General features: G+C 61.2%; 17 protein-coding genes and 1 pseudogene. 8 read left to right on the top strand and 10 right to left on the bottom strand.

Annotation, left to right across the window (positions count from 1 at the left end; translation table 11 throughout):
- Window positions 1-4: 4 nt before the first annotated feature.
- From pstB to AB4N82_RS10295, 5 genes are all read right to left on the bottom strand, one after another.
- Window positions 5-838: a phosphate ABC transporter ATP-binding protein PstB gene (pstB, locus tag AB4N82_RS10315; protein WP_032884457.1), complete on the bottom strand. Its 834-nt coding sequence runs from the start codon at window positions 836-838 to the stop codon at window positions 5-7.
- 131 nt (window positions 839-969) lie between these two features.
- Window positions 970-2,640, bottom strand: coding sequence for a phosphate ABC transporter permease PstA (pstA, locus tag AB4N82_RS10310; RefSeq protein ID WP_032884458.1), 1,671 nt, complete (start codon window positions 2,638-2,640; stop codon window positions 970-972).
- Window positions 2,641-2,655: 15 nt separating this feature from the next.
- Window positions 2,656-4,689 carry an ABC transporter permease subunit gene (locus tag AB4N82_RS10305; protein ID WP_206073137.1) on the bottom strand — a complete coding sequence of 678 codons (2,034 nt, stop codon included), beginning with the start codon at window positions 4,687-4,689 and terminating at the stop codon, window positions 2,656-2,658.
- Between the two features lie 384 nt (window positions 4,690-5,073).
- Entirely contained in the window at window positions 5,074-6,060 is a 987-nt protein-coding gene (locus AB4N82_RS10300) for a phosphate ABC transporter substrate-binding protein PstS (protein ID WP_032884460.1), read from the bottom strand.
- 258 nt (window positions 6,061-6,318) lie between these two features.
- Window positions 6,319-7,608 carry an MFS transporter gene (locus AB4N82_RS10295; RefSeq protein ID WP_032884461.1) on the bottom strand — a complete coding sequence of 430 codons (1,290 nt, stop codon included), beginning with the start codon at window positions 7,606-7,608 and terminating at the stop codon, window positions 6,319-6,321.
- A 409-nt stretch (window positions 7,609-8,017) separates the two neighbouring features.
- Between AB4N82_RS10295 and AB4N82_RS10290 the strand changes: the two genes are divergently transcribed.
- Entirely contained in the window at window positions 8,018-8,422 is a 405-nt protein-coding gene (locus tag AB4N82_RS10290; protein WP_003176975.1) for an acyl-CoA thioesterase, read from the top strand.
- A 57-nt stretch (window positions 8,423-8,479) separates the two neighbouring features.
- On the top strand, window positions 8,480-9,379 hold the full coding sequence (locus AB4N82_RS10285) for a D-hexose-6-phosphate mutarotase (protein WP_122763985.1): 900 nt from the start codon (window positions 8,480-8,482) through the stop codon (window positions 9,377-9,379).
- A 118-nt stretch (window positions 9,380-9,497) separates the two neighbouring features.
- On the opposite strand, the gene AB4N82_RS10280 is transcribed toward AB4N82_RS10285, so the two are convergent.
- The 5 genes from AB4N82_RS10280 to AB4N82_RS10260 form a co-directional block, all read right to left on the bottom strand.
- Window positions 9,498-10,034 (bottom strand): DUF3299 domain-containing protein, encoded by a 537-nt coding sequence (locus AB4N82_RS10280; RefSeq protein WP_032884463.1) that lies wholly within the window; start codon window positions 10,032-10,034, stop codon window positions 9,498-9,500.
- Window positions 10,035-10,111: 77 nt separating this feature from the next.
- Entirely contained in the window at window positions 10,112-10,357 is a 246-nt protein-coding gene (locus AB4N82_RS10275; RefSeq protein WP_032884464.1) for a GlsB/YeaQ/YmgE family stress response membrane protein, read from the bottom strand.
- 106 nt (window positions 10,358-10,463) lie between these two features.
- Window positions 10,464-11,549, bottom strand: a complete 1,086-nt coding sequence (locus tag AB4N82_RS10270; RefSeq protein WP_095185232.1) for a 5-(carboxyamino)imidazole ribonucleotide synthase — start codon at window positions 11,547-11,549, stop codon at window positions 10,464-10,466.
- A gap of 11 nt (window positions 11,550-11,560) precedes the next feature.
- Window positions 11,561-12,052, bottom strand: coding sequence for a 5-(carboxyamino)imidazole ribonucleotide mutase (gene purE, locus AB4N82_RS10265; protein WP_003176980.1), 492 nt, complete (start codon window positions 12,050-12,052; stop codon window positions 11,561-11,563).
- 344 nt (window positions 12,053-12,396) lie between these two features.
- Window positions 12,397-13,305, bottom strand: coding sequence for a LysR substrate-binding domain-containing protein (locus AB4N82_RS10260; protein ID WP_010566930.1), 909 nt, complete (start codon window positions 13,303-13,305; stop codon window positions 12,397-12,399).
- 182 nt (window positions 13,306-13,487) lie between these two features.
- Here AB4N82_RS10260 and aspA point away from each other — a divergent pair, with 182 nt between their 5' ends.
- From aspA to AB4N82_RS10230, 6 genes and pseudogenes are all read left to right on the top strand, one after another.
- Window positions 13,488-14,912 carry an aspartate ammonia-lyase gene (aspA, locus tag AB4N82_RS10255; protein ID WP_032884466.1) on the top strand — a complete coding sequence of 475 codons (1,425 nt, stop codon included), beginning with the start codon at window positions 13,488-13,490 and terminating at the stop codon, window positions 14,910-14,912.
- 390 nt (window positions 14,913-15,302) lie between these two features.
- Window positions 15,303-16,748: an alanine/glycine:cation symporter family protein gene (locus AB4N82_RS10250; RefSeq protein ID WP_095185233.1), complete on the top strand. Its 1,446-nt coding sequence runs from the start codon at window positions 15,303-15,305 to the stop codon at window positions 16,746-16,748.
- An 81-nt stretch (window positions 16,749-16,829) separates the two neighbouring features.
- Entirely contained in the window at window positions 16,830-17,807 is a 978-nt protein-coding gene (locus AB4N82_RS10245; protein ID WP_122763986.1) for an asparaginase, read from the top strand.
- Between the two features lie 105 nt (window positions 17,808-17,912).
- Window positions 17,913-18,905, top strand: a complete 993-nt coding sequence (locus AB4N82_RS10240) for an AraC family transcriptional regulator (protein ID WP_122763987.1) — start codon at window positions 17,913-17,915, stop codon at window positions 18,903-18,905.
- A gap of 137 nt (window positions 18,906-19,042) precedes the next feature.
- Window positions 19,043-20,065: pseudogene (locus tag AB4N82_RS10235) on the top strand (histone deacetylase family protein); the annotation flags it as partial.
- 9 nt (window positions 20,066-20,074) lie between these two features.
- Window positions 20,075-21,166 carry a polyamine ABC transporter substrate-binding protein gene (locus tag AB4N82_RS10230; protein WP_122763989.1) on the top strand — a complete coding sequence of 364 codons (1,092 nt, stop codon included), beginning with the start codon at window positions 20,075-20,077 and terminating at the stop codon, window positions 21,164-21,166.
- The last annotated feature ends 101 nt before the right edge of the window (window positions 21,167-21,267 follow it).

Here is a 21,267-nt window from a genome sequence, read left to right as displayed (position 1 = left end):
CTTCCTAGCCGTAGCGACCGGTGATGTAGTCTTCGGTCTGCTTCTTCGCCGGATTGGTGAACAGGGTGTCGGTATCGCCGAACTCCACCAGCTTGCCCATGTACATGAACGCGGTGTAGTCGGAAACCCGCGCCGCCTGTTGCATGTTGTGGGTCACGATAACGATGGTGAACTTGGACTTGAGCTCGTAGATCAGCTCTTCCACTTTCAGGGTCGAGATCGGGTCGAGTGCCGAACACGGTTCGTCGAGCAGCAACACTTCCGGCTCCACGGCGATGGTGCGGGCGATCACCAGACGTTGCTGCTGACCACCGGACAAGCCGAGTGCCGACTCATGCAGACGGTCCTTGACCTCGTCCCACAGCGCCGCGCCTTTAAGGGCCCACTCAACCGCTTCGTCGAGGATGCGCTTCTTGTTGATGCCCTGGATACGCAGGCCATAGACCACGTTTTCGTAAATGGTCTTGGGGAACGGGTTCGGCTTCTGGAACACCATGCCCACGCGGCGACGCAGCTCGGCCACGTCTTCGCCCTTGCGGTAGATGTTGGTGCCGTAGAGGTTGATCGCACCTTCCACACGGCAACCGTCGACCAGGTCGTTCATGCGGTTGAACGTGCGCAACAGCGTGGACTTACCGCAGCCCGACGGGCCGATAAAGGCGGTCACGCGCTGCTTGGGAATGTTCATGCTGACGTCGAACAGCGCCTGCTTGTCACCGTAGTAAAGGCTCAAGCCCGGTACTTCGATGGCCACGGTTTCCTGGGCCAGGCTCAGGCTCTGCTTGTCGCGACCCAGGGCAGACATGTTGATGCCATGGGAATGGGTGTCGTGTTGCATGGGATGCTCCCTGTGCTGTTGTGTGGGAGGGGGCTTGCCCCCGATAGCGATGCTTCAGGAACATGTGTGCCGGCTGGCACACCGCTCGGGAGCAAGCCCCCTCCCACAAATAAGTCCGCGTTCAATTCAGATCAGCTGTCCAGCGCCTTGTACTTCTCGCGCAAGTGGTTACGAATCCACACCGCCGACAAGTTGAGCGTGGCGATCACCAGCACCAGCAGCAAGGCGGTGGCGTACACCAGTGGCCGTGCGGCTTCGACGTTGGGGCTCTGGAAGCCGACGTCATAAATATGGAAGCCCAAGTGCATGATCTTCTGGTCCAGGTGCAGGTACGGGTAGTTGCCATCCAGCGGCAGCGACGGGGCCAGTTTCACCACGCCGACCAGCATCAGCGGCGCCACTTCACCGGCGGCACGGGCCACGGCCAGGATCATGCCGGTCATCATCGCCGGGCTGGCCATCGGTAGCACGATCTTCCACAGCGTTTCCGCCTTGGTCGCGCCCAGAGCCAGGGAGCCTTCACGCACGGTGCGGGGAATCCGCGCCAGGCCTTCTTCGGTGGCCACGATCACCACCGGCACCGCCAGCAGCGCCAGGGTCAGCGAGGCCCACAGCAGGCCCGGCGTACCGAAGGTCGGTGCCGGCAGGGCTTCGGCGAAGAACAGGCGGTCAACTGAGCCACCCAGTACATACACGAAGAAGCCCAGGCCGAACACGCCGTAGACGATGGCCGGTACACCGGCCAAGTTGTTCACGGCGATGCGGATGATTCGAGTCAGGGTGTTCTGCTTGGCGTATTCACGCAGGTACACGGCCGCCAGCACGCCGAACGGGGTCACGATCATCGCCATGATCAGGGTCATCATCACCGTGCCGAAGATCGCCGGGAAAATCCCGCCTTCGGTGTTGGCTTCCCGTGGGTCATCGCTCAAGAATTCCCAGACCTTGCTGAAGTAGAAGCCGATCTTGGTCATCGTGCCCATGGCGTTCGGCTGGTAGGCGTGGACCACTTTGCCGATGCCGATTTCAATTTCCTTGCCGTTGCCATCGCGAGCAGTCAAGGCATCGCGGTTGAACTGGGCGTGCAGATCGGCAAGGCGCGCTTCGATGTCCTGGTAACGGGCATTCAGCTCGGCGCGGTCAGCATCCATATCGGCCTGGGCGGCGGCATCAAGCTTGCCTTCCAGCTCCAATTTGCGACCGTGCAGACGAATGCGTTCGAGTCCGGCGTTGATCGCACCGATATCAGTTTTTTCCAGGCTTTTAAGCTGTGCGGCGAGCTTGTTGACGCGATCGACACGGGCCTGCAGCTCCGGCCAAGCGGCCTCGCCTTCGGCGATGACCTTGCCATCCTGCTTGACGTTGACCAGCGTGCCGTAGAAATTGCCCCACTCACGACGCTCGATGGCCATGAGGTTTTTCGGTGTGCTCTGGTCTTTCAACCACTCGCCAACGATCCAGGTGAAGTCGTTGCCATTCAAATCTCGGTTGCCGACCTTGATCAGCTCGCGGGTCATGAACTCCGGGCCTTCATCAGGCACCGGCAGGCCAGCACTTTTCAGGCGCTCGCGGGGCACTTCTTCTTTCTGCACCACTTCGCCGATGACGATGTGGTTTTCCTGGCCCGGCACGTTGTAGTTGGCCTGGATCAGGTCAGCTGGCCAGAAGTGGCCCAAACCACGTACGGCAATCACGGCCAGCAAACCAATGGTCATGATGACCGCGATGGACACCGCGCCACCGCTGATCCAGACGCCAGGGGCGCCGCTCTTGAACCATCCATTCAGGGAGTTCTGTTTCACAGACTTCTACCTTTCTTAAAGCGACGAGTATTTCTTGCGCAGACGCTGACGGATCAGCTCGGCGAGGGTGTTCATGACGAAGGTGAACAGCAGCAGCACCAGCGCCGAGAGGAACAGCACGCGGTAGTGACTGCCGCCCACTTCCGACTCCGGCATTTCCACCGCGACGTTGGCCGCGAGCGTTCGCAGGCCTTCGAACAGGTTCATCTCCATCACCGGCGTGTTACCGGTGGCCATCAGCACGATCATGGTCTCGCCTACTGCACGGCCCATGCCGATCATCAGTGCGGAGAAGATGCCCGGGCTGGCGGTCAGGATCACCACGCGCGTCATGGTCTGCCACGGCGTGGCGCCCAGCGCCAGGGAGCCCAGGGTCAGGCCGCGCGGCACGCTGAATACGGCGTCTTCGGCGATGGAGTAGATGTTCGGAATCACCGCAAAACCCATGGCCAGGCCGACTACCAGGGCGTTGCGCTGGTCGTAGGTAATGCCTAGGTCGTGGGAGATCCACATACGCATGTCGCCGCCGAAGAACCAGGTTTCCAGGTACGGGCTCATGTACAGCGAGAGCCAGCCCACAAACAGGATCACCGGGATCAGGATTGCGCTTTCCCAACCATCGGGCACGCGCAGGCGGATGGATTCAGGCAGGCGGCTGAAGACAAACCCGGCCACCAGGATGCCAATCGGCAACAGCATCAGCAGACTGAAAATCCCCGGCAGATGCCCTTCGACATACGGCGCCAGGAACAGGCCGGCGAAGAAACCGAGGATCACCGTCGGCATCGCTTCCATCAATTCGATCACCGGCTTGACCTTGCGGCGCAGGCTCGGGGCCATGAAGTAGGCGGTGTAGATCGCAGCGGCAACGGCCAGCGGTGCGGCCAGCAGCATGGCGTAGAACGCGGCCTTCAAGGTACCGAAGGTCAGCGGGGCCAGACTCATTTTGGGTTCAAAGTCGGTGTTGGCGGCGGTCGACTGCCACACGTATTTAGGCTCGTCGTAGTTTTCGTACCAGACCTTGCTCCAGAGCGCGCTCCATGACACTTCCGGGTGCGGGTTGTCGAGCAGCAGCGGTTGCAGCTTGCCGCCGGCTTCGACGATCACGCGGTTGGCCCGTGGTGACAGGCCGAACACGCCCTGACCATCGACCACTGGGTCCACCAGGAGGGTGCGGTGGGCGGTGCTGTGGAACACGCCGAACTTGCCGGATGCGTCCAGGACAGTGAAGCCTTTGCGGCGCTCTTCGGCAGTGATTTCGACGATAGGCGCAGTGCCCATCTGGAAGGTGCGGATCTGCTTGAAGCGCTGTTCGCCATCCGGGTCGCGGGCCATGAACCACTGGGCCAGGCCGCCTTTGGAGTTACCGATGATCAGCGAGATACCGCCCACCAGTTGGGTGCTGGCCGTGATTTCAGCGTTGCCGTCTTCCAACAATTTGTAGCGACCGTTGAGGCTCTTGTCGCGCAGGCTGAACACATCGGCCAGGGCACGGCCGTTGATCACATACAGCCATTGCTGGCGCGGGTCGATGAAGATCGCCTTCACCGGCTCGGTCATTTGCGGCAGCTCGACACGCTTCTGCTCACTGGTGACTTCGCCAGTCATCATGTTTTCTTCGCGGCTCAGGGTCAGCACGTTCAAGTGCGAACCGGCCGAGCCTGCGATCACCAACGAGCTATCAGTGGCGTTGAGGGCGACATGCTCCAGCGGGCGGCCGGCGTCATCCAGCACGATCGGCGTTTCACCGTAAGGGTATTCAATCGCCGGGGTGATGGTTTTCTTGCCGTCCGGGTAAGACACCTTATAGGTGTGACGGAACACCAGGGACTGGCCATTGGACAAACCGAGGATCACCAGCGGGCTGCCCGGCTGATCTTCACCAATAGAAGCAACGCTGGTGCCGGCTGGAAGCGGCAGGTCGACGCGCTTGAGTTCAGCACCGGTCTCGACTTCAAAGAAAAGCGCCTGGCCCTTGTCGGAAACCCGCATGGCGACTTGGTTCTGTTCTTCGAGGGAGATCATCAGCGGCTTGCCGGCGTCCTGAATCCAGGCCGGCGTCAGCGCGTCTTCCTTGGTCAACGAGGCGCCCTGAAACAATGGCGCGACGACGTAGGCGAGGAAGAAGAAGATCAGGGTGATAGCGCCAAGGACAGCGAGGCCGCCCACCAGCACGTACCAACGGGTCAGGCGATCTTTAAGCGCGCGAATGCGGCGCTTGCGTTGCAGCTCAGGCGTATTGAAATCAATGCGCTTGGGAGGAGAAGTCGTCGTCATGGTGGAATTGGCCAGATCATTCATGCGCACACCCTAGCGATCCTGTATGACAGAAAGATGACAGTGCAGTGACGCAACAAATCCGCCGCGAAGCATAGCTGGCAGCGGACTAGAAAATTCGGATGCGAGGCCGGTGAGCCGGCCCCGCGGAGGCAATCAGTTGCCTTCTTTCAAACCCAGGTCAGCCAGGGCCTTGGCGGCAACTTTGGCTGGCAGTGGGATGTAGCCGTCTTTCACTACAACTTCCTGGCCTTGCTTCGACAGCACAAGCTTCACGAACTCAGCTTCCAGCGGAGCCAGAGGCTTGTTCGGGGCTTTGTTGACGTAAACGTAGAGGAAACGCGACAGCGGGTATTTGCCGTTCAGGGCGTTTTCTTCGGTGTCTTCGATGAAGTCAGTGCTGCCTTTCTTGGCCAGGGCCACGGTCTTCACGCTGGCGGTCTTGTAGCCGATGCCCGAGTAACCGATGCCGTTCAGCGAGGAGCTGATCGACTGCACGACCGACGCCGAGCCAGGTTGTTCGTTCACGTTAGGCTTGTAGTCACCTTTGCACAGGGCCTCTTCCTTGAAGTAGCCGTAGGTGCCGGATACCGAGTTACGACCGAACAGCTGTACTGGCTTGTTGGCCAGGTCGCCGGTCACACCCAGGTCGCCCCAGGTTTTCACGTCGGCTTTGCCACCGCACAGGCGAGTCGAGGAGAAGATCGCGTCGACTTGCTCCATGGTCAGGTGCTGGATCGGGTTGTCCTTGTGCACGAACACGGCCAGGGCATCCACGGCAACCGGGATAGCGGTTGGCTTGTAGCCGTACTTCTGCTCGAAGGCAGCCAGTTCGGTGTCCTTCATCTTGCGGCTCATCGGGCCCAGGTTGGAGGTGCCTTCAGTCAGCGCAGGTGGTGCGGTAGCGGAGCCGGCAGCTTGAATCTGGATGTTGACGTTCGGGTATTCCTTTTTGTAACCCTCGGCCCACAGGGTCATCAGGTTAGCCAGGGTATCGGAACCGACGCTGGACAAGTTGCCCGACACACCAGTGGTCTTAACGTAAGCCGGGATTGCCGGATCAACACCTGCGGCCACCGCGTTGGCGGTCGCAACGCCAGCAGCGACAAAAGTCATTGCCGCCATCAAACGTTTCAGTTTCATGCCTTGCTCCTAGCAGATAGGGATAGTTGGATCGGGGCCAAGTATCGAGAGGCCGTGTGAACACTCTATGTCTGAAATATGACAATTGGATGAAAGGCCAGCATTGGGAGATCAAGCAGGTCAGGAAGGTATGGCGCGGAGAAACGGGGGTAATGCGCAGGTAACGCGGTAGATCAGCTACACACTGCAATCAATGAACGGACACCTGCCCCGTGGCGAGGGAGCTTGCCCTCTCGCCACGGGTGGATCGGGCTGCTTTTAGCGGCCACGCTTCCACAGATACCCACCTACCACCATCCCCATGACACACAGCGCGGCCACGTAGTAAGCCGGGCCCATCGGGCTTTCCTTCATCAGCAGGGACACCGCCAGCGGCGTGAGGCCACCAAACACGGCGTAGGCCACGTTGTAGGAAAACGATAAGCCGCTGAAGCGCACCACTGGCGGGAAGGCTTTCACCATCACGTACGGCACCACGCCAATGGTGCCGACGAACAGGCCGGTCAAGGCGTACAGCGGGAACAGCCAGTCCGGGTGAGTCAGCAGGCTGTGGTAGAGCGTCCAAGAGGTCGCCAGCAGCAGCGCGCAACCACTGATCAGCACGCGGCCTGCACCAAAGCGGTCGGCCAGGGCGCCGGAGGCGATGCAACCCAGGCTCAAGGTCACGATAGCCAGGCTGTTGGCTTGCAGCGCAACGGTCGGGCTGAAATGGTAGATGGTTTGCAGCACGGTCGGAGTCATCAGGATCACCACTACCACGCCGGCCGACAGCAGCCAGGTCAGCAGCATCGACAGCACGATCGCGCCACGGTGGTCGCGCAGTACCGCGCGCAATGGCAACTCGGCGGCCAGGGTTTTGCGTTGCTGCATCTCGGCGAAGATCGGCGTTTCATGCAGCCAGCGACGCAGGTACACCGACAGCAGGCCAAACACGCCGCCAAGCAGGAACGGGATACGCCAGGCGTAATCCGAGACCTGCTCAGGGCTATAAATGGTGTTGATCGCGGTAGCCACCAGCGAACCCAGCAGAATGCCGGCGGTGAGGCCGCTGGTCAGGGTGCCGCAGGCGTAGCCAATGTGGCGTGGCGGAACGTGTTCGGAGACGAACACCCACGCGCCTGGCACTTCACCGCCAATCGCCGCGCCCTGGATGACGCGCATCAGCAGCAGCAGGATCGGCGCCCACAGGCCGATCTGCGCGTAGGTTGGCAGCAGGCCCATGATCAGGGTCGGTACGGCCATCATGAAGATGCTCAGGGTGAACATTTTCTTGCGACCCAGCAGGTCGCCGAAGTGCGCCATGATGATGCCACCCAGCGGGCGGGCCAGGTAACCGGCGGCGAAGATGCCGAAGGTCTGCATCATTCGCAGCCATTCGGGCATATCGGCAGGGAAGAACAGCTTTCCGACCACAGTGGCGAAAAACACGAAAATGATGAAATCATAAAATTCCAGCGCCCCGCCCAAGGCAGACAGCGACAGGGTTTTGTAGTCGTTGCGGGTCAGCGGGCGCGAAGGTTGCGCACTGCTTGCGGGCACGGAGGACATGGCAAGGCTTCTCTTATAGTAATCATCGTAATAAGGACGGCACGCCCGGGACTTGCGGCGGGTCTGGCAAGATAGCAAATCGCTTGTAAAAGCACAGCGCCAGGAGAACAGTTGTGCATAAAAGCCGCGATACAGCGTCTATTTACCGACCAAATGAACGCCGGGAGGTCGTCGTGGCGCCAGGGTCTCGATATACTCGGCCCTTGCGAGCGCAAGACCCGCAGCCTTGAGGGGCTGCTGTGCCAAAACGTCGTTGGGTGCCATCCAGCCGATTTGGCAGAGTTTCCCTTTAGTACGCCTTACGAGAAACGTATCGAACGGAGTATGTTTGTGCTGAAACGTTTTTCTAACAGTCGGCTATCCACCCTGCTCCACCTATAAAAGCGTCACGGGTCAGAGGCCCCACGGCATGATCGAACTCGAACAAGAAGATCCTATCCCGCAAGGCGATCTCGCCCTGCAAATCACCGCGCTCCCGCGTGAAACCAATGGCTTTGGCGATATCTTCGGCGGCTGGCTGGTCGCGCAGATGGACTTGGCCGGTACCGCCATGGCCAGCAAGGTTGCGGGCGGTCGCGTGGCTACCGTGGCGATTGATCGCATGGCGTTCCTGGTGCCGGTGGCCGTGGGCGCGCAGTTGTCCTTCTATACCCAGGCCCTGGAAATCGGCCGCAGCTCGATCCAGATGATGGTCGAAGTGTGGAGCGACGACCCACTGTCTAGCGAATGGCGCAAGGTGACCGAGGCGGTGTTTGTATTCGTCGCTATCGATGGCAGCGGCCGCACGCGCTCAGTGCCGTCGCGCGCGCGTTAAACCTCGCCGGGTTTTGACGGTCAATTGCCCCATTGCCTGCCATTGAGAGTGCTGTGTATGCCTACGCCCCACGTTGAAACCGTGAAAATCGACGAGCTGGACTGCTGGCGTATCCGCCACAACGGCGCTGAACTGATGATTGCCCAGCAGGGCGCGCATATCTTCAGTTACGGGCGTGAGGGCGAGCAGCCGCTGATCTGGCCGAACCCTGAAGCGGTATTCAAGCAAGGCAAAGGCATCCGCACTGGCGTACCGGTGTGCTGGCCATGGTTCGGGGTGTTCGACCGCAACCCGCAGAGCGTGAAGGCGATGCGCCAAAGTGATCAACCTGCGGGCGCTCACGGTTTCGTGCGTACCGCGACCTGGGCATTGGCCGGGACAACACTTGAAGGTGAAACGCTGCGGGTGGACCTGGAACTACCTGTTCCTGCAGGCGGCTTTCCCGGCTGGCCCCATCAGGTCGACCTGACCTTGAGTCTGCTGCTAAACGATCAACTGCACATCCGCCTGACCAGCCATAACCGTGGCACCGACACCGTAACCCTGAGCCAGGCGCTGCACACCTACTTCGCCGTGAGCGATGTGCGCAACGTGCAGGTCGACGGCCTGGACGGCTCGGCGTACATCGATACCGCCGATGGCTGGAGCGAGAAGAAGCAATCCGGCCTGCTGCACTTCAGTGCCGAAACCGACCGCATTTACCTCGATACGCCCGCGCAGTTGAGCATTGTCGACAGAGACTGGCAGCGCCAAATCCAACTCACCAGTGAAGGCTCGAAATCGACCGTGATCTGGAACCCCTGGACCGAACGCGCCAAGGCCTTCGACGACATGGCCGACGATGGCTGGCAGGGCATGCTGTGCATCGAGACGGCGAATGTGCTGGATGATGTGGTGAGCTTGGCCCCAGGTAAAAGCCACACACTGGGCGTGAGCATCACCTCTATCGCCCTGTAAACCCAATCGAAAATGTGGGAGGGGGCTTGCTCCCGATAGCAGAGTGTCAGTCAGCAGATTTGTTGCTGATAGCCGCTATCGGGAGCAAACCCCCTCCCACATTGTTATGCGCCGGGTTTTAGAGATCTGACTCCTTCACCACCCGCACCTTGCCCGCATCCAGCGCATACGCCGCATCCGCCAGGTCGTTATTCACCTTCTCTACCTTCAACGTACCCGTAACCCAAAGCGGCGTGTAGATATCATCCAGCTTCAACCCTTTGGGATAACGCACCAGCACCAGCTGGTTAGGCGGCGGTGGTGGGACGTGAATGCACGCGCCTGGATACGGCACCAGGAAGAACAACGTACTGCGGCCCTTGGCATCGGTTTCCAACGGCACCGGGTAGCCGCCGATGCGGATGTCCTTGCCGTTCATCGCAGCCACGGTCTTGGTGGAATACATCACCGCCGGCAAGCCTTTGCTCTGCTTGAGGCCGCCCTTATCGGTAAAGGTGCCTTGGGCTTCCGGGGAGTTGTGATCGATCTCGGGCATGGCTTCGAGAGCCTTTTGGTCCGACAGCGGCATCAGGTCGAGCCAGTCGGTTTCCGGCAATTCGCCGGCGTGCGCCAGGCCAGAGCCCAGCAGGAGGAGAGTCAACAGAAGACGGCGCATGGAGAGGCTCGGCAAGTACAAGTGCCGAGCATTCTAGCCCTCTGCGCCTGCGCAGCGCAGAGGACTTTGTCGGCGGATTACTTCTTTTTGATCAGGCCGTAGATCACCAGCAGCACAATGGCACCGACCAACGCACCAAGGAAGCCTGCACCTTGGCCAGCCTGGTAGATACCCAGTGCCTGACCACCGTAGGTCGCGGCCAGGGAGCCGGCGATACCCAGCAGGATAGTCATGATCCAGCCCATGCTGTCGTCGCCGGGCTTGAGGAAACGCGCCAGCAGGCCGACGATAAAGCCGATAAAGATGGTTCCGATGATGCCCATGGCATTTCCCTCTGATTGAATGTGAGTCATGCCAAAGCCTAGTCAGGCTTTGCCATCCTGCAATCAGAGAGACGGCGGCAACCAATGGTTCCCGCCGTCACCAGGCTTATTGCTCAGCGATCAGCGCTTCAACCTTAAGGATCTGCGCTTGCAGTGTCGCACGGTCCTTGCAGCGCAGGTTGGCGTGGCCGACCTTGCGCCCGGCCTTGAAGGCCTTGCCGTAGTGATGCAGGTGGCAGTCATCGATGGCGATGACTTTTTCCACCGGCGGCACAACGCCAATGAAGTTGAGCATGGCGCTCTCGCCGACCTTGGCCGTGGAGCCCAGTGGCAAGCCCGCCACCGCCCGCAGGTGGTTTTCGAACTGGCTGCACTCGGCGCCTTCGGTGGTCCAATGCCCGGAGTTGTGCACGCGAGGGGCGATTTCGTTGGCTTTGAGGCCGCCGTCGACTTCAAAGAACTCGAACGCCATCACGCCAACATAATCCAGCTGCTTGAGCACACGGCTGGAATAGTCTTCGGCCAGGGCCTGCAACGGGTGGTCGGTGCTGGCCACGGACAGCTTGAGGATGCCGCTGTCGTGGGTGTTGTGCACCAACGGATAGAAGCGGGTCTCACCATCACGGGCACGCACGGCGATCAGCGAGACTTCACCGGTGAACGGCACGAAGCCTTCCAGCAGGCAGGCGACGCTGCCCAGCTCGGCGAAGGTGCCCACCACATCATCTGCAGTGCGCAGGACTTTCTGGCCCTTGCCGTCGTAACCCAGGGTGCGGGTTTTCAGCACGGCTGGCAGGCCGATGCTGGCGACGGCGGCGTCCAGGTCTGCCTGCGATTGGATATCGGCGAAGGCTGGAGTCGGAATCCCCAGGTCCTTGAACATGCTCTTTTCGAACCAACGATCGCGAGCGATGCGTAGGGCTTCGGCGCTCGGATACACCGGCACGAACTGGGACAGGAAGGCCACGGTTTCAGCCGGGACGCTTTCGAACTCGAAAGTCACCAGGTCGACTTCATCGGCCAGTTGGCGCAGGTGGTCCGGGTCGCTGTAGTCAGCGCGCAGGTGTTCACCCAAGGCCGCCGCACAGGCGTCCGGCGCAGGGTCCAGGAAAGCGAAGTTCATCCCCAGCGGGGTGCCCGCCAAGGCCAGCATACGGCCCAGTTGGCCGCCACCGATTACACCGATTTTCATCGTCAACAACCTCAGGCGATACGTGGGTCTGGATTGTCCAGCACGCTGTCTGTCTGCTCAGCACGGAATTTTTTCAGCACCGCGTGGAACTGCGGGTGCTTGGCGCCCAGGATACTGGCGGACAGCAGGGCTGCGTTGATCGCGCCGGCCTTGCCGATGGCCAGGGTGGCCACCGGGATACCCGCCGGCATCTGCACGATGGACAACAGCGAATCGACGCCCGAGAGCATTGCCGACTGCACCGGTACGCCAAGCACTGGCAGGTGAGTCTTGGCTGCACACATGCCCGGCAGGTGCGCTGCGCCGCCGGCACCGGCGATGATCACCTCGATGCCACGGGATTCTGCTTCATCGGCATACTGGAACAGCAAATCCGGGGTGCGGTGGGCAGAGACCACTTTCACTTCATACGGAATGCCGAGTTTTTCCAGCATATCGGCGGTGTGGCTAAGGGTGGACCAATCGGACTTGGAGCCCATGATCACGCCAACCAATGCACTCATCGTCGTGCCTCTTCTCTCTGGGCGCCCGCAGGCGCGTCAAAAAACAACAAGCCACGCGGGAAATCCGGCGTGGCTTGTTGTACGAATTTTGGCCGGTTGGACCGGCCGAAGGCCGCGCAGTATACCGTAATAATCCAGATAAACAGCCCCTCGGATGACCATCTGTCTAGCGGGGCAAACCGGCGGTTTTATTGACTTAAGAGTCAGTCCCATACACCGCGAAATACTGTGGGAGGGGGCTTGCTCCCGATGGCGGTGTGCCAGGCACTTATCTGTCACTGATACACCGCTATCGGGGGCAAGCCCCCTCCCACATTTGCCCTGCATTCGGTCCGAGATCGGGCTCAGGTGTTCTGCGCCGCGCCACCTTCCAACTTGCGCCACAACAACCGCACATTCGCCTTGCGCACCAACGCGCAGCGATACAGCCGAATTTCCAGCGGCACATGCCATTGCGGTCCGCCGCAGACCACCAGTTCGCCTCGGGCAAGTTCGGCACGAACGCTCAACTGCGGCACCCAGGCAATGCCCAGGCCTTCCAGGGCCATGCTCTTGAGACTGTCGGCCATGGCGGTTTCGTAAACGGTGGTAAAACGCAGCGCGCGCTGGCGCAGCAGCAAGTGCACCGAACGACCAAGGAACGCGCCGGCGCTGTAGGCCAGCAACGGCACGCTGCCCTCGCCTTCCAGATCGAACAGCGGCTTGCCATCAGCATCGGCCGCGCACACCGGGAGCATTTCGGTGTTACCCAGGTGCAGTGAAGGGAAGATTTCGGCGTCCATCTGCATCGCCGCGTCCGGATCGTAGAACGCCAGCATCAGGTCGCAACCGCCTTCGCGCAGGGCGTGCACGGCGTCGCCGACGTTGGTGGCGACCAGGCGGGTGGCAATGTTCAAACCTTCGTTGCGCAACTGCGCGATCCAGCGCGGGAAGAAGCCCAGCGCCAGGGAGTGGGCGGCGGCCACTTGCATGACTTCGCCCTGCCCGCCTTCCAAGTGATGCAAATGGCGCAGGACCTCGCCGAGCTGTTCGACCACGGTGCGCGCGGTGACCAGAAACAGCTGCCCCGCTGCCGTCAATTCCACCGGTGTGCGTGAGCGATTGACCAGGGTCAGGCCCAACGCGGCCTCAAGGCTACGGATACGTCGGCTGAACGCTGGCTGAGTGACAAAGCGCCGCTCCGCCGCCTGGGAAAAGCTGCGCGTCGCCGCCAAGGCGCTGAAGTCTTCCAGCCATTTGCTCTCAAGGTTCATCACTGCCTCCCACGGGTACGCACCATTTTGGCACACACGCCCGCCATGATAGCCGGGTCACATCTGCATTATGCCGTTTATGCATAGGCCAGTGCTTAACAGCATTGGCCCAAATTTTCCTACAGGCCTAGCATTCGCAGCGTTCCGGCCTGTTCCGGGTCCATATTGAGATGATTTCCGTCATGTCCTCCGCTGCATCATTCCGCACAGAAAAAGACCTGCTTGGCGTACTCGAAGTACCCGCCCAAGCGTATTACGGCATCCAGACCCTGCGAGCGGTGAATAACTTCCGCCTCTCGGGCGTTCCGATTTCGCATTACCCGAAATTGGTGGTCGGCCTGGCAATGGTCAAGCAAGCAGCCGCTGATGCCAACCGCGAGTTGGGTCAGCTTAGCGAAGCCAAGCACGCTGCCATCAGCGAAGCCTGTGCCCGTCTGATCCGCGGCGATTTCCACGAAGAGTTCGTGGTGGACATGATTCAAGGCGGCGCCGGCACTTCAACCAACATGAATGCCAACGAAGTCATCGCCAACATCGCGCTGGAGGCCATGGGTCACCAGAAGGGCGAATATCAATACCTGCACCCCAACAACGACGTGAACATGGCGCAGTCGACCAACGACGCCTACCCGACCGCGATCCGTCTGGGTCTGCTGCTGGGCCATGACGCGCTGCTGGCCAGCCTCGACAGCCTGATCCAAGCCTTCGCCGCCAAAGGCGTCGAGTTCGGCCACGTGCTGAAAATGGGCCGCACCCAATTGCAAGACGCCGTGCCGATGACCCTCGGCCAGGAATTCCGCGCCTTCGCCACCACCCTCAGCGAAGACCTGGCACGCCTGAAAACCCTGGCGCCAGAGCTGCTGACCGAAGTGAACCTGGGCGGCACCGCCATCGGCACCGGCATCAACGCCGACCCGCGTTACCAGGCCCTGGCCGTGCAACGCCTGGCCACCATCAGCGGCCAACCGCTGGTACCGGCTGCCGACCTGATCGAAGCCACCTCCGACATGGGCGCCTTCGTGCTGTTCTCCGGCATGCTCAAGCGTACCGCCGTGAAGCTGTCGAAGATCTGCAACGACCTGCGCCTGCTGTCCAGCGGCCCACGCACAGGGATCAATGAGATCAACCTGCCAGCGCGTCAGCCAGGCAGCTCGATCATGCCCGGCAAGGTCAACCCGGTCATCCCGGAAGCCGTGAACCAGGTAGCGTTCCAAGTCATCGGCAACGACCTGGCCCTGACCATGGCAGCCGAAGGCGGCCAACTGCAGTTGAACGTGATGGAGCCGCTGATCGCTTTCAAGATCTTCGATTCGATCCGCCTGCTGCAACGCGCCATGGACATGCTGCGCGAGCACTGCATCGTCGGTATCACCGCCAACGAAGCACGCTGCCGCGAACTGGTGGAACATTCCATCGGCCTGGTCACCGCGCTGAACCCGTACATCGGCTATGAAAACGCCACCCGCATTGCGCGTATCGCCCTCGAAAGCGGCCGCGGAGTGCTGGAACTGGTGCGCGAAGAAGGCTTGCTCGACGACGCCATGCTCGACGACATCCTGCGCCCCGAAAACATGATCGCTCCACGTTTGGTCCCGTTGAAGGCCTAAGCGTTTGTTGCACCGCTCACCAGGTTGAGGGACTAGACACCTCTCACCTTTTGAGGGCCTGAAGGCTCGTTCTTCAGGCCCTTTTTTTGCCTCAAGGTTGTGAAATGAAGCCCATAAAAATTCCAATATCGCCCTGCAAACCCGCCTTGCCCGAATCAGCGGCGCTGAAACCTTTAATCGGCCCGTGCAGACGTATCACGTACTCCTAGGTATAGTGCCGCCCCTCTCGCGTCTGCGGCCGTCGGTAACGAGGCCCGGTACAGCGCGAAACCGCATGAATAACAACACCCGCAAAAGGATTGGGGTCGAACTGTCGCGCACTGCCTGGTGCCATGCGACGTGTCGGACCGTCCTGCGTTTGCCATTAGAAAAATCAGCGAGGAACACTCCATGCTCGAAGTCATCAACGACTTCCTCTCAGGGAAAGTACTGATCGTGCTCATTGTCGGGCTCGGCGGTTATTTCACGATCCGCTCGCGTTTCGTTCAATTGCGTCACTTTTTCCACATGTTCTCGGTGTTCAAAGACAGCTTGAAGAGCAGCTCCGGCCAACTCAGCTCGTTCCAGGCGCTGATGCTCAGCCTCGCCGGTCGCGTGGGTGCCGGTAACATCGCCGGTGTCGGTATTGCCGTAACCCTCGGCGGCCCGGGTGCCGTGTTCTGGATGTGGGTCACCGCGCTGGTGGGTATGTCGTCGAGCTTCATCGAATGCTCCCTCGGCCAGCTGTACAAGCGCACCGACGCAGAGGGCACCTACCGTGGCGGCCCGGCTTATTACATCCAGCACGGTTTGCAGAAGCGCTGGCTGGGTATGGTCATGGCGTTCCTGCTGCTGGTGACCTTTGGCTTCGCCTTCAACGGCCTGCAAGCCCATGCCGTGACTCACTCGCTGAACAACGCTTTCGGCCTCGACACCACCTACACCGGCCTCGCGCTGGCGGTGCTGCTGGGCCTGGTGTTCATCGGCGGGATCAAGCGCATCGCGTCCATCGCCGACCTGCTGGTCCCGGTCAAAACCCTGGTGTACATCGCCGTGACCCTGTACGTGATCGTGCTGCAATTCGACCACGTGCCGGCCATGCTCGCGACCATCGTCAAGAGCGCTTTCGGCCTCGACCAAGCCTTCGGTGGCCTGGTAGGCAGCGCGATCATCATGGGCGTGAAACGCGGCGTGTTCGCCAACGAAGCTGGTCTGGGCAGTGCGCCTAACGTGGCAGCGGTGGCCTCCGTAGAACACCCGATCGCCCAAGGCGTGGTCCAGGCGTTCAGCGTTTTCCTCGACACTTTCGTGATCTGCACCTGCACCGCGCTGCTGATCCTGCTCTCCGGTTTCTACACCCCAGGCTTTGAAGGCGACGGCATTGCCCTGACCCAGAACTCCCTGGCCGCTGTGGTCGGTGACTGGGGCCGCATGTTCATCTCGGTGGCCCTGGCTTTGTTCGTGTTCACCTCGATCATGTACAACTACTACCTCGGCGAGAGCAACCTGCGCTTCCTGGTGGGCAACAACCGTAAGGTGCTGATGGGTTATCGCGCGCTGGTGCTGGTGCTGATTTTCTGGGGCTCGATCGAGAACCTGGGCACCGTATTCGCCTTCGCCGACATCACCATGACCATGCTCGCCTTCGTCAACCTGTTCGCCCTGGCGTTCCTGTTCAAGATCGCCATGCGTGTGCTGGACGACTACGACCGCCAACGCGCTGCGGGCATCAAGACCCCGGTGTTCGATTCCAGCCAATTCCCGGACCTGGATCTGGACCGCAAGGCCTGGCCGGCCAACCCGGCAAAACCGGACGCGGCCCCATCGGCTGAACTGAACGCTCAAGTACAACGCTGAGCGCAGCTAGATAGATGACACGCCGCCTGGCCTTGGGCATGCTCTGGGCCCGGCGGCGTTTTTCGTTCAGGAGATTTGTTCATGCAACCAGCTAACAACGTGATGGTGCTCTACACCGGCGGCACCATTGGCATGCAGGCCAGCGCGAATGGCCTGGCGCCCGCGTCCGGCTTCGAAGCGCGCATGCGCGAGCAACTGGCCGACGCGCCATTGCCAGCCTGGCGCTTTCGCGAAATGGCGCCGCTGATCGACAGTGCCAACATGACCCCCGCTTACTGGCAGCGCCTGCGCAGTGCCGTGGTCGAGGCCGTGGACGAGGGCTGCGATGCGGTGTTGATCCTGCACGGCACCGACACCCTGGCCTACAGCGCAGCGGCCATGAGTTTCCAACTGTTGGGTTTGCCGGCGCCGGTGGTGTTTACCGGCTCGATGCTGCCGGCCGGCGTGCCTGACAGCGATGCCTGGGAAAACGTCAGCGGCGCGTTGACGGCGCTGGGCGAAGGCCTGAACGCCGGCGTGCACCTGTTTTTCCACGGTGCGCTGATGGCGCCGACCCGCTGCGCGAAAGTGCGCAGCTTTGGTCGCAACCCCTTCGCCGCGCTGCAGCGTAACGGTGGCGCGGCCAAGGCCGAAGCACTGCCCGCCGCCCTGGATTATCGCCAGCCCAAGGCCGTGGCCAACGTCGGCGTGTTGCCGCTGGTGCCGGGCATCGCCGCCGCGCAGTTGGATGCACTGGTCGACAGCGGCATCCAGGCGCTGCTGCTTGAATGCTATGGCAGCGGCACCGGGCCCAGCGACAACCCGACGTTCCTCGCCAGCCTCCAGCGCGCGCAGGATCAGGGCGTGGTCGTGGTCGCAATCACCCAATGCCATGAAGGTGGCGTGGAGCTGGATGTGTATGAAGCCGGCAGCCGCCTGCGCGGCGTGGGCGTGCTGTCCGGTGGCGGCATGACCCGCGAGGCCGCGTTCGGCAAGCTCAATGCGTTGATCGGCGCAGGCCTGGCCAACGCCGAGATTCGCCGCCTGGTCGAACTGGACCTGTGCGCCGAGTTGGCTTGAGATCCGACTCAAGCGATCCGGTAGAGCGTCACTCCCGCCACGATCCCGGCGGCGCACGGCATGGGAATTGCTCGGTTCAAGTATTCATTGGCCGGGATCATCCCCATGCTGCACTCGCACCTGACCACCCTCAACGCCGTTTCGCTGGTGCTTGAGGCTTTCAGCGCCCAGGGCATCAGCCCTGAGGTGCTGTCGGCCGGCAGCGGTATTGCAGCTGCGGACCTGAACCACGCCGATACACGCATCACCACGCGCCAGGAAATGCAGGTGTGCGCCAACGCGGTGGCCCTGCGCCAAGCCATCGGCCTGGAACTGGGCCAGCGCATGCGCGTGTCGTCCTACGGCCTGTTGGGCTATGCGCTGCTCACCAGTGCCACCTTCGGTGACGCTTTGCGCCTGGCCCTGCGCTACCCGGCGCTGTTGGGAACACTTTTCGAGCTGAGCCTTGAGGAGGACGGCCAACGCGTCTGGTTCACCGCCCGCGATTACCGTGAAGACCCTGCGCTGGCCGCGTTCAATATTGAGTTGTGCCTAGCCTCACTCAACGTCATCTGCGACGACTTGCTCGGTCGCCCGCTCCCTCTGCTGGGTGCGCGTTTTGAATACCCGGCGCCAACCTACCAGGCGCGTTACGAAGAGCGCTTCGCCTGCCCGCTGGAATTCAACGCCACCAGCAACGCCTTTGCCTTCGACCGCCAGTGGCTCGATCAACCGCTGCCCTTGGCCGACGCCGTCACCCATCGCGCCATGACCGAGCGCTGCCGCAAACAAAACACCGAGTTCACCGGACGCCAGGCCTGGCTGGGCCGCGTGCGTCAACTGCTGGCGGCGCAACTGCCGGCCGCGCCAGGGCTGGATAAACTGGCGGAGCAGTTGAATTGCTCGCCACGCACCTTGCGCCGGCACCTGCATGACTTGGGCAGCAGCTATCAGGAGTTGCTCGACGAACTACGCTTCGAGCAGGCCAAGCAATGGCTGGCCAACGATGCAATGCCCATCCACCGCATTGCCGAGCACCTGGGTTTCAGTGAGACCGCCAGCTTCCGTCATGCCTTTGTGCGCTGGAGCGGAGTCGCGCCAAGCCAGTTCCGCCCCTGATCCCCACGTCCAGGCGGGGTGAATACGGACAGTGTCTTTGGCCATATTCATCCCCTTTTGGCCGCTCCTGCCGTTCTCTTGCCGCGTCGGCGAGGCAACACTGCAAGACACCGCCAAACGCCTGCGAGTACACCACTATGCTGACGATCTACTCGGACGATCACCATCTGCACCACGGTCGATGCGAACTGATGGACGGGCAACTGATGCCCTGTTTCGAAATGCCCTCCCGTGCTGATCACGTACTGCAACGGGTCAAGGACCGTGATCTGGGGCCGGTGCGAGCCCCCGAGGACTTTGGATTGGCACCGCTGCAACGCATCCACAGCCACGCCTACCTGGATTTTTTCAAAGGGGCCTGGGCACGCTGGGTTGAGTTCGGCCAGGACGGCGACCTGCTGCCCTACACGTGGCCAGCCCGCACCTTGCGCCGCGTGCTGCCCACCAGCCTGCACGGTCAATTGGGCTATTACAGCTTCGACGGCGGCGCGCCGATCACCGCCGGCACCTGGCAAGCGGCCTATAGCGCAGCGCAGGTGGCGCTGACCGCGCAACAAGCGATTCAACAAGGTGCTCAAAGTGCCTTTGCCCTCTGCCGCCCACCGGGGCACCACGCTGCAGGCGACTTGATGGGCGGCTATTGCTACCTCAATAACGCTGCAATTGCCGCCCAGGCCTTTCTCGATCAAGGCCATGCCAAGGTCGCGATCCTTGATGTGGATTACCACCATGGCAACGGCACCCAATCGATTTTCTATGACCGCAGTGACGTGCTGTTCACCTCGATCCACGGACATCCGGAAGCCGAGTTTCCATTCTTCCTCGGCTATGCCGATGAGCTGGGCGACGGCGCCGGTAAGGGCTTCAATTTCAATTACCCGCTGCCGGCCGGTGCCGGCTGGGATACCTGGAGCGCCGCGCTGGATCAGGCCTGCGCGCAAATCGAGCGCTATGGCGCCGACATCATCGTGGTGTCCCTGGGGGTAGACACGTTCAAGGACGACCCCATCTCGCAGTTCAAGCTCGACAGCCCGGATTACCTGGCGATGGGTGCGCGTATCGCCCGGCTGGGCAAGCCCACGCTGTTCGTCATGGAAGGCGGCTACGCGGTGGAAGAAATCGGCATCAATGCCGTCAACGTTCTCGAAGGTTTTGAGGGGGTCAATCCAATGAACATGCTCAAGTCGCTTGCGTTGTGCGTCGCCGTATTAAGCAGCGCCGTCCACGCCGAAGAAAGAACCCTGCGGGTCTACAACTGGTTCGACTACATCACCCCCAAGGCGCTGGAAGACTTCAAGGGTCAGAACCCTCAGATCAAACTGGTCTACGACATCTTCGACACCAATGAAGCCCTGGAAGCCAAGCTACTCACCGGCAACTCCGGCTATGACGTGGTGGTGCCGTCCAACGTGTTCCTGGCCAAGCAGATTGAAGCCGGCGTGTTCCAGCCCCTGGACCGCAGCCAGTTACCAAACTGGAACCACCTCGACCCCAAGCTGATGAAGCTGATCGAGGCCAATGACCCCGGTAATAAATTCGCCGTGCCCTACATGTACGGCACCATCCTGATTGGCTTCAATCCGGCCAAGGTCAAGGCCGTGCTGGGCGACAACGCTTCCGTGAACAGCTGGGACCTGATCTTCAAGGAAGAGAACATCAGCAAGCTCAAGCAGTGCGGCGTCGCCCTGCTGGATTCGCCATCGGAAATCCTGCCGCTGGCCTTGCAGTACCTGGGCCTGGACCCCAACAGCAATAACCCGAAGGACTATGAGAAAGCCGAGGCCCTGCTGCTTAAAATCCGCCCGTACATCACCTACTTCCACTCCTCCAAATACATGGCCGATATCGCCAATGGCGACATCTGTGTGGCCGTCGGTTATTCCGGCAGCTTCTCCCAGGCTGCCAACCGCGCCAAGGAGGCCAGGAACGGCGTGACCGTGGACATGCGCCTGCCCAAGGAAGGCGCGCCGATCTGGTTCGACATGCTCGCCATTCCCAAGGGCGCAAAGAACCCGCAGGACGCCTACGCCTTCATCAACTACCTGCTGCAACCTGAGGTGATTGCGCCGATCAGCGATTTCGTCGGCTACCCCAACCCGAACAAGGACGCCACCGAACGGGTCGACCCGACCATCCGCAATAACCCTAACCTGTACCCGACCGAGGCGGCGATGGCGACGTTGTACACCTTGAAGCCGTTGGACAGTAAAGCTGAACGCGCCAGGACCCGGGCCTGGACCAAGATCAAATCGGGGACCTGACCGCCCCTCACACAGGACTCAGGCTAAGTAATTACCGCCCGCGCCAATCCTCCCCTCACTACCGTTGTCCTCTGCAACGGCGCCGCACCCCGGCGCCGTAC

This window comes from Pseudomonas sp. H1_D04, assembly GCF_054683855.1.
The sequence above is the reverse complement of the archived record's forward strand: the minus strand, read 5'-3'. Positions and strand labels throughout refer to the sequence as shown.